12 protein-coding genes are annotated in these 10,075 nt (G+C 37.5%); all 12 read left to right on the top strand.

Annotated features, from left to right (window positions below; genetic code table 11):
* Window positions 1-245: T9SS type A sorting domain-containing protein (locus HY841_02790; protein MBI4929663.1), on the top strand; the 245-nt coding region annotated here is incomplete at its 5' end.
* Window positions 223-885, top strand: coding sequence for a T9SS type A sorting domain-containing protein (locus tag HY841_02785; protein ID MBI4929662.1), 663 nt, complete (start codon window positions 223-225; stop codon window positions 883-885). The genes HY841_02790 and HY841_02785, both read left to right, overlap by 23 nt.
* Before the next feature lie 429 nt (window positions 886-1,314).
* Window positions 1,315-4,068 (top strand): tetratricopeptide repeat protein, encoded by a 2,754-nt coding sequence (locus HY841_02780; GenBank protein MBI4929661.1) that lies wholly within the window; start codon window positions 1,315-1,317, stop codon window positions 4,066-4,068.
* An 80-nt stretch (window positions 4,069-4,148) separates the two neighbouring features.
* Window positions 4,149-4,616, top strand: a complete 468-nt coding sequence (locus HY841_02775; protein MBI4929660.1) for a hypothetical protein — start codon at window positions 4,149-4,151, stop codon at window positions 4,614-4,616.
* A 9-nt stretch (window positions 4,617-4,625) separates the two neighbouring features.
* Window positions 4,626-5,207, top strand: a complete 582-nt coding sequence (locus tag HY841_02770; GenBank protein MBI4929659.1) for a DUF922 domain-containing protein — start codon at window positions 4,626-4,628, stop codon at window positions 5,205-5,207.
* Window positions 5,208-5,263: 56 nt separating this feature from the next.
* Window positions 5,264-6,085 (top strand): DUF3825 domain-containing protein, encoded by an 822-nt coding sequence (locus HY841_02765; protein ID MBI4929658.1) that lies wholly within the window; start codon window positions 5,264-5,266, stop codon window positions 6,083-6,085.
* 20 nt (window positions 6,086-6,105) lie between these two features.
* Window positions 6,106-6,750, top strand: coding sequence for a hypothetical protein (locus tag HY841_02760; protein ID MBI4929657.1), 645 nt, complete (start codon window positions 6,106-6,108; stop codon window positions 6,748-6,750).
* Window positions 6,751-6,760: 10 nt separating this feature from the next.
* Window positions 6,761-7,276, top strand: coding sequence for a hypothetical protein (locus HY841_02755; GenBank protein ID MBI4929656.1), 516 nt, complete (start codon window positions 6,761-6,763; stop codon window positions 7,274-7,276).
* Between the two features lie 50 nt (window positions 7,277-7,326).
* A complete protein-coding gene (locus HY841_02750; protein MBI4929655.1) occupies window positions 7,327-7,839 on the top strand; it encodes a hypothetical protein in 513 nt (170 codons plus the stop codon).
* Between the two features lie 115 nt (window positions 7,840-7,954).
* A complete protein-coding gene (locus HY841_02745) occupies window positions 7,955-8,140 on the top strand; it encodes a hypothetical protein (GenBank protein ID MBI4929654.1) in 186 nt (61 codons plus the stop codon).
* Window positions 8,141-8,470: 330 nt separating this feature from the next.
* Window positions 8,471-8,680: a hypothetical protein gene (locus HY841_02740; protein MBI4929653.1), complete on the top strand. Its 210-nt coding sequence runs from the start codon at window positions 8,471-8,473 to the stop codon at window positions 8,678-8,680.
* Window positions 8,681-8,899: 219 nt separating this feature from the next.
* The coding region (locus tag HY841_02735) for a PKD domain-containing protein (GenBank protein MBI4929652.1) at window positions 8,900-10,075 on the top strand (1,176 nt) is incomplete at its 3' end.

Genomic DNA, 10,075 nt, shown 5'->3' with positions numbered 1-10,075 from the left:
CACGATGTACGATTTATCCTAATCCCACGAGCGGAGTGTTTAATGTGCAGATGAGCCAATTTGAAAATTTGAAAATGAAAGACATTGAAATATATAATATGTACGGAGAAAAAGTGCCTGCTCATTTTCAAATTAACTCATCTTCAAATTCTCAAATTGATTTGTCTTCTCCGCCCGCAGGAATTTATTTCATTGAACTGAACACTTCAAAAGGAAATTATCATGGGAAAGTGGTTAAGGAATAGTATATGCGGAGCAGCAATGTTTTTTTCTGTCAACTTTGCGTTTGCCGACAGCGCAACTTTCTTTTGGGATTTTGGCGCAGGCGCAACTCCCCAAACCTCTACTCAACAAAACCCAACAGGGATTTTGTTTTCTTCCACAGGTGCTAAATCAGTTACGCTCACAGTAAACCGTTTTGGATGTACCGCCACTATTACTAAAAATGTTTCGGTAACAAATGTAATCAGTGGTAACAAAATCACCATCTGCCATAAGGGGAATACGATTTCTGTAAGTCAAAATGCTTTACAGGCGCATCTAAATCATGGTGATTGTATTGGTGCCTGTAATACTACTGGTGCAAGATTTAGTAATGAAAGTGTGGAAGCAACTCCTTCGGCAGAAATTATTTTGACTGCGATACCGAATCCTTTTTCAGAGAAAACAGAAATTGAATTCATGACAGATAGAGATGAAGAAATTTCCATTGAAGCGTATAATTATTCCGGGCAACTCGTGCGCCAGTTGTGCTTTGCTAAAACCGAAGCCGGAAAGAAATCAAAAATCATGTTTGATGCTCATGGATTAAGTAAGGGAATGTATTTTATAAAAGCGCAAACCACAAGTGAAGTACGCATCATAAAACTTGTGTTGATACAATGAACTTTATGAAGAGAAATTATAAACGGCATAAAAATTATGAAGAAACGCACAAATATATTTTTATTTTTCCTCTACCTCCTGTTGGCTGCAACCCTTTCGCTTCGTGGACAGTTCCGTAGTAACTTGAAACTTTCTGCAACCAAAAAGCAAAAAAAGCGGGGGACAGTTTTGCACACGGTGGACAGCAATTCGGTAACTTGACCGTTTCGCAACGACAAAAAAAAAGAAAACAAAAACCCACCCTGCGCATTTTTGAAAATTTATTTTGCTCACGCACATTTGGCACATTGCCTTTGCCCCAACCGCACAAACCAACCGCAGGGGCAAAGTCAAAGAGCCAAATCTTCCTGCACACAAAAAAAACAAACAGGAATAAATAGTATTTTTATCCCATTATTTATATATTTTTTTATCTAAAAACATTACACAATGGAAAATTCTTTCACAGGCAAAACGGATGACTTTGTTCGCTGGTGCGAAAATGCATTCAACCATTACAAGAATAGTTATTATGAAGATGCATTAACCAATATGCGAAAAAGCGGTGAAGCCGCCTGCAAACTGATGTTCATTTACAAATACAATGAAAAAGTCGCAGCAGAAAAAATTGCAGGAAAGAGTTACAAAGAACTGATTCAACTCATCATTTGGGAAAACCTCGCTCCGCGCAGAGTAATCAATTGGTTGGAATCATTGCAGATTCACGGAAACACAGCCACGCACGACAACCGCGTAATGCAGGAGCAGGCGCATTACAGCATTACCGCTTTGCGTTTACTTATTGACTGGATGTTTCGAGAGTTTCTGAAAATAATGATTCCCTCACGACTGAAAAAAGCGATGGCGGAAGCCGAGGGAATATATTCATCTAAGGATGCAGGAAAAAAATTGCAAGAGGAATTAAGCAAAATGAAAAGGGAAAAAGAGGAATTGGAAAGAAATCTTTCATCGCTGAAAGAAAAAGGCGGAGAGGAAAATGAAAAGTTTCAGAAATTTTCAGATGAACTCCAGAAATCCATTTCACGAATAAAAGAATTGGAAGAAGCCCAGCACCGAATCAAAATTCTTGAAGAAGAACTGGCAAAAACAAAAAGAGAAGCGGAAGATTTTAAGCAGCAACAAACGCAAATTATTCCTAAGAAAAAACAACGGAGAGTTTTCAGCAAAAAATATGCGCTGCTCGTTTTATTGCCTATTGCTGTTATTACAGTCCTGTTTTTTCTGTTCAAAAAGAATTTTACTTCTTCAGAAACAAAAGAAACTGTTTCATTAATGAAATCCCAACCTGACACTTTCAAAGTAGAAATTCTTCCTCTTTCTATTCTTCAGGATAATCCAAATATTCAAATCAAATTTGAAGATGCGCTTGAAAGCAGATTGAAAAAAACAATTCAGGAACATAAATTGCCAATGAGTGTTTTTTATAATGCTTCTTTCACTAAAACATCTGTTTCCTCAGATGATGCGATTAACGAAGGAATAAAAAACAACTCTTCATTGGTGGTGTATGGAGAAATCTATGAACCAGGGGTTTCAGATAGCGCACAGGTGAACATAAAATATTCCATGACCCGAAAGGACAACCGAATGCTTGATGAAACAGGAGTAAAATCTTTCATGCGGCTTACCGACAGTTCTGCAATTAAAATAATGATGGATGTGGAATGCTTTATTCAATTTGCAATGGCGGATAATTATATGAGCAAAAAAAAATATTCCGATGCCCTTGCCTTGCTCTATCAGGTGAAACCGATTTCAAAAAGACAAATTCGGGATTTATCTCAAATCATCTGCGAGTGTCATTTTGCGCTGAAGAATTATCCTGCAACAATTAAAGAATTGGAAAAATATATAAAACTTGATTCAACCGAAGGTTATCCTTATGCTTTTATGGCGAATGTTTTAAAAGCGTCAGGCAAACTGGGGGAAGCGGAAAAGTATTATGAAAAATCGTTACTGGTAGAACCCAACAATGTGAACACCCTTTTGAATTATGCCGAGTTGCTGGCAGATAAAAATGTAAAAAATAAAATGTACAAAGCGAGACAACTCGTTCAACAGGCGATAAAATACGACAGCACGAATGCAACTGCATGGTATTATTTAGGCAGCTGGGAATGGCAGATGAATAATGCAAAAAGCGCACGCGATTACTTTTACAAATGTTTAAAGTTTGATTCCACGAATATCGCAGCAAAGAAAAGTTTGGCAAAAATTCTTGCATTTGATTTCAAAGAACCCGAAAAGGGAGTTGAATTGTTAAGCAGTATTCTAAAAAAAGACAGCACCGATGCTGCGGCTCTTTTCATCCTTGCAAATATTTATACTTCCACTAATCTGAAAGATTCTCATAAAGCAGAATATTTATTTGCAAAAAGTAAAAAGTATGTACCGAATACAAATGATTATTCCAATCAGTATGGATTGGGAATGACCGCACAAAACAAAGGAGATTTTAAAAACGCGGAAGAACATTACCTGAAAGCATACGCTCTTGACAGTTCCGATATGCTTTTATGCACTTACATCAGTCAGGTGTATATCTCATTAGGCGATGATAATAAGGCGTTAAAATTTCTTCAGCGAGCTTACGGAATTGATTCGATGAATCATTATTCCAATCTCAATCTCGGATATTTTTATTACACCAACGGAAAACTATGGAATAATGATAAAGCAATTTATTATTACGAAAGAGTTTTAAAAACCGACCCCTATGACACCTTAGCCCTTGAAGGACTTGGCATGTTATATTTTGAAAAAGGGAATATGAATAAAGCGAAAGATTTTTTTACAAGACGGAATGCTATTCCCCCTTCAAGTTTTACAACAATTAAATCGCTTGGTCTTTTAGAAGATCGCGATGGCAAATACGAAAAAGCCCTCCCTTATTATCAGAAAGCAATTGAACTTAGCCCGAATGATTGGGAAGCCAATTCAAAACTTGCGTTTGTAATGATGAAAGTTTCAACAACTAAATATCTTGCCAATGCAATGAGTTATGCTAAAAAATCAGTTGAGTTAAATCCCCAAAGCCCGGACGCAATGTATATCTATTCGCAGATTCTAATTCTATCGGGCGACTATTACAAGGCAAGTGAAAATTATCGCAAAGCCATTGAAATAAATCCTGCGCTCAAGGATGCAGGAGTTGAACAAGCATTAAAACAAAAGGGATTGTAAAACCCTAAACGGCTTTGACAACATCTGCAAATAGTTACATAATAATTATTACTTTTGACATAAACTAAAACCTACAACAAATGGCACAAATTAAATTTTCCGACAGCGAGTTGACCGAACTCCAATCGTTTTACAAACAGGAGTACAACAAGACAATTCAAAAACTCCAAAACATTAAAGGCATACTATCAAAACTCAAATCCAATGGGACAAATGGTACAGCCGAAACAGTTAAAGTGCAAACCAACACCTCGACAGGAAAAAAACGAGGACGAAAACCACACACGCAGACAACATCTTCTGCACCGGCACGCAAGTTAGGTAAGTGGCCGAATTTTATCATCAATACAATAAAGACATCAGGAAAACCTATGAAAGCCCTCGACATTTATCCTGTATCTCTAAAACATTTTAATGCCAAAAGCAAACTTGACCAAGCAAGAACATTAAGAAATCTTCGCGGACACCTGATTCGTATGACAAGACGCGGTGAAATAAAGTCGGGAAAGAAAATAGGACAGCGCGACAACCTTTTCAGCATATCGTAACTTGACAGCATGAAAAAATATTTCCTCATAACCATTATAACAGTTGGTTGTTTGGGATTGCATGCACAGATTCCTTTTCCTGACAAACTAGGTCTGACGGTTATACAACCTCAGAAAACCGATACTATTCTTTGGTCTGCGGGGAAAAAACTCAAGTGGGATGATTTTAAATGTAATCCCGATACGAATGAAAAATATCTTTCAGCAAGCACCGTTTCCATAGAATGTAATTGGAATTGTGCAGATGGAAAATTTAAGTATGAAGTAAGAGCGCTTTTTTCAAAAAGCAGGTCATGGGCGAAGAAAGAAGGACAGAAAGAATATTTGCTGCAACATGAACAACTTCATTTTAATTTAACAGAAGTGTATGCGCGAATGCTCAAAAAAGAATTAGGATTGCTTGCCAACCCATGTATAAATCAGGATAAAATAAAAAGTATAATTGCCGAGTTAAAAGAAAAACACAATCAGGAACAAAAAAAATATGATAAAGAAACAAATCATGGAGACAATAAGGCAGCACAAAAAAAATGGGAAGAGAATATTAAAAAGCGATTGAATGAACTTGATGTGACAAGCAAAAAAAAATAAATATCTTTGTTCTATTAGTTTTTAGTGTGTTAGCTTTACTTAGAAAATAATTTACCATGATTACAACACCCGCCAACAAATCGGAACTATTCAAGTTCGCGATGTTCCCCAGTTACGAAGATTCACTTGACTATCTTGCAAATCAATTAGCGCAAAAAGAAACTTGGAGTTTTTCCAATCCAAAACAAGAAATAGAACACGGCAACTACATTGCACGGCTGAGTTTCCCAATGCTGCGTAGTTATTTGGAAAATACTTTTAGAAAACTAAAAGGTGAAAATAAGATTGTGCGGACGGACGACCTTCTGCACGCCTGCTTCAATACAGGTTTGGTAACACAGCATCACGAGGACATATACGCCTTCTTTGCAAAAAACCGCTATCAACATCAGGAATCTGAATATTATCTTATAAACTTCATCAAGAAAAGCGACCATGAATTTCTCCGAAACTTTTCCATGAATCCGCCAAAGCCAGCAGATTATTTTCACAGACCAGAAGATTTAATTTTTAATCCCAACATGGAAATAATTCCTGATGTTGACCACATCATCAGCGGAAACCGCGCTCGCTTTCCTGAATCTATCGCTATAAAAGATGAATCCGAAATAAGAAACATATTAATCGGTGCAATTGACGAAAGTACAAGACGCGTGCGCGTCAATTATAAAATGGCAATGCCTCAATATTTCAGAGGCGGAATACAACTTCTCATTCCCCTTTATCTTACAACAAAAGATAGACCCGATTTGGCTTTAGTGCTTGATAAAATAAATATTCGCGCCTACAGCGCGCGCACTTGCCTTACAATGGGAATGGCTTACAACAACGCACGGCTAATAGCAAAACCGCACGATACACAATGGCTTTCACCATGACATTACAAAAAAAATAGAAAATGAATTTGCTCCAATATCAAACAGAAGGATATATCACAGAAGCCGAAAAAGAATTGTTTGAATTAATTCTTTATCACCGCAAGCAATATGAAAACACAAAAACCCGACAAGGCGGTTTACATCCCGATGATATTGAAATAATGAAACTCCTCGACAAAGGACAAGCATTACTCATAGACATTTTAGAGCAACGAAAAAATAAAGTCATAGCCAAACAAAAACCAATGCTCACAAACTGCCCCCAATGCAATATTACAAAAGAACGAAAACCAATTTGGGAAGAAAAAAACGAGCACGGATATATGTGCAATAAATACAAATGCGATGAATGTAAAATAGAATATCTCGATACCACACCCAATAATGGAAAAGACCAGTTATCATGGTATCACGAACATTTAGCCCTGTTTGAAAAAAATAAAAAAGAAATAGCAAATGCACCCACTCAAATAAAAGAAGATGTTGCCGAATTTAAAAACCGATACCCGCAATTTATAAAAGCGTGTGAAGAAGAAGAAAAAGCCCTCGAAATTTTAACCCAAGCCGAACAAAAGCGCGACAAAGCCATTGCCGAATTCCGCGATTACCTGCTCACAGCAAAAATAAAAAACCAATGGGGAAATCCGCCAGCAGCCATAAACTGATATTTCAACTATGAATCCATTCCATCCATCCATAGAAAAAAAAATAAACCACATCGGAAACACCTATGAAAAAATGTTTTCCGATACCTGCGATATGGAAGCGGAAATCGCAAACTTCTGCGAACAAACAGAACCAATCTTTAAAAAATTTACTGACACCAATAACAAACTTCTTCAAATAAAAAAAGAAGGAAAACTTTCCGACCTCGAAATGCAGGAACATTGGAAAATGTCCGATACCATCGCAGAAAAAACAAAACAATATCTACCCCTTCTTTCCGACCTCGTTTATAAAACCAAACCATCCCTTGATGAAATTTACAACTTCCAACACCAATTCACCAAAGACCTTCAGCAATTAAGCAATAATAAAAACAACCAACCCGTTTCAAAAACAATCACAGGCAAAATAGAAAAACAATTTCTTTCACTCCAACAAACATTTATAACTATCCGCCAGAAAATTGACATCTGCAAAAAAACCGTTGCCGACATTGAAAATACATTCAGCAAAACCCTCAATTAATTACCCCCCTTAAAGTCAAGGATTGCTGTTTTAATGTGTATTTTTATTCTATGAAATTTAAGGACTTTCTTAAAAAAATAAATTTCAAAAAGGATAGTTCTTCTGAATCAAATCTTCAGAAGAAATTTATTAAGGACTTGGAAAATAATGAGGTTATTTATATTGATGGCAAACCATTTTTGAAAGTAAAAATCAAATTTGTCGGAACAGAAAATTATGAAACTTCAAAGAAAATTGATTTGCTGGAAGAAATAACAACGGAGCAGGAAAAGCAAATCAAAAAACTCAATGAAATAATTATATCGAAGGATAGCATCATTCTTTCGCTTGAAAACCTTACAAGAAATACCAAGCATGAATTAGAGAATAAATTACATCATCATAAAGAACTTAACGCAAAACAAAAAGAAACGACCGTAGAGCTCCATAAAAAAGTAACGGAACTCAATACATTACTTAAAAATAAAAATAATGAAATCATAAAACTGAACATGGATTTAGTCGACACACGAAGCACAATATCTTCTCTGGTAAAGAAAAAAATCAGAAATAAATTCAGATAACCCCAATAAGAAAACCCATATCTAACCCTCAAATTGACGAAAAAACTCAAACATAGCCCATCTTGAGCAAAACATAGGCAATCTTGCCTCAAACATAGCCCTTTCCCTTGACAGCATGTCATATCTTGAGGAAAGCATGTCATATCTTGCCCGAAGCATTGACAGGTTGGTTGACAGCATAGCATATCTCGTTGACAGCATGTCATACCTTGACCTAAGCATTGCGGGGTCTGACCTTAGCATAGACCATCTTGACTCAAGCATAGCGCATCTTGCCTCAAGCATAGCCCGTCTTGGGTAAAGCATTGGAGAGATTGACCGAAGCATTGTCAGGTTTGCCCTAAGCATAGACAACTCCTGCTCAAACATCGGCAACATCTTCCCGACCATTCCGCACCTGCCCCGCACTTTTGCGGGGTCTGACAGTAACATTAACAGCAACTTTCGGGGGACAGCAGTTCCTTTCCCGACTATCTCGCATGCCTCGACAACTTTTAACGGCAACTTTCGGCAGACAGCAACTCTTTCCTAAAATATTCTCATCATCCGACAGCGAACAAAAAACACCATCCTCCGAAATGGCACGCACATTTGCACTTTGCCTCTTTTTATTTTTAGTTGAATAGGCAAAATGCAAAAGAGCGTGCCCATCCTGCGCACCGACAGAAATAAATTTTCAAAAATGCCCGACACCAAAACAAAAACAAAAAACATCACAGCGGACAGACACTTCATCACGACAAAAGAAAAGAAGGGCAGCAGCCAACAGCGGCTTTTTGCAATGCGGGCTGACGAATTAATTTGTCGGTTCGTGCTTTCTATTTACTTTTGTGTCGGCTGACAGTGACGAGCAATTAAGTCCGCACTGACAAAAAGCCGCAGAGCGTTATGCATAAAGGGAAGTTCGCAGATTATTATCCCCTTTGGAAATTCACAGGACAGCGTATTTGTTCCCATTATTATTAATGATACATCTGAAACTTATATAGGAACTTTTATAGAAAAATTCTATGTTTATTACTATAAACCTTTAAACTATGATTCGTTAAGTAGTCCTGCTGTGATATATATACACGGACTCGGAGGTTCCGGGGCATCCATTTCCGACCTGCAGAATATTGCAGACAAAAGAAAAGCATTACTCGTAGGTCTTACTATGGATATTCACAATGATTGGCCTTATGCATATACTCGTACCGACAGTTGTTGGTACTTTTATTGGTATGTTCCTGTTATTAAGCACTTATACAAGCATATAATATTACGAGAAAGCAGAAATAGTATTCCTGTTTACTTAACTGGTTTTTCTGCGGGTGGGCAATTTGTTACAAGATATATGCTCATCAGGCAGGGAATCCCGGATTCCATTCCTATGCAAATGGCTGTTTCTGTTAATCCCGCATCTTATACATTTTGTACTGATTCTTTAAATGGAGTTGAAATGCCCTACCCTTGTGGTATATCAAGGGATATAATTTTTTCAGGTTCGCTTTGTAGTTCAACGGGAATACAATTCTGGCGTTTACCTTCCAGATGCAACGCGCATGTCGTCCAATACTACAATGAAAACTACGGTGTATTGATAGGCACAGCCGATACCGCCAATTTTAACCCCGGCTGGCAATGCATGGATGTGCAGGGACAAGATAGATATGAACGCGCCCGCAACTTTTATAATTTCTCTGATACCAATGCCATTACCAGAGGCACAACCCTGCAATGGCAATACGACAGCGTGATAGGAGTGGACCACAACAGCACTCTCATGTACAACACCAAGCGCAATGTTACCGATAGTTCCACCATAGCAGAAACATTGCTGTTTGATACTCCCTGGCACCCTGTGCCATCATTAGCGCCATTGGCATCTTTTACAGCCGATACTACTATTGTTACTTTGCCCAGCGCCACGGTGCAGTTTTATAATAACAGTATCAATGCTTTAAGTTACTGGTGGGATTTTGGAGATGGTTATCAGAGTTCGCTTGTTAATCCTTCGCATACTTATACTTCTGTTGATACTTTTACAGTTAAACTCACTGCGTCAAGCGGAAGCGGATGTACTTATACGCTCACAAAGAAGGATTATATCATTGTGAAAAGCGGAATGGGAGTAAATGAAAGTACGATGTACGATGCACGATGTACGATTTATCCTAATCCCACGAGCGGAGTGTTTAATGTGCAGATGAGCCAATTTGAAAATTTGAAAATGAAAGACATTGAAATATATAAT

The organism is Bacteroidota bacterium (assembly GCA_016213405.1).
GTDB lineage: Bacteria > Bacteroidota > Bacteroidia > Palsa-948 > Palsa-948 > Palsa-948.
This window is presented reverse-complemented; position numbering and strand designations above follow the sequence as displayed.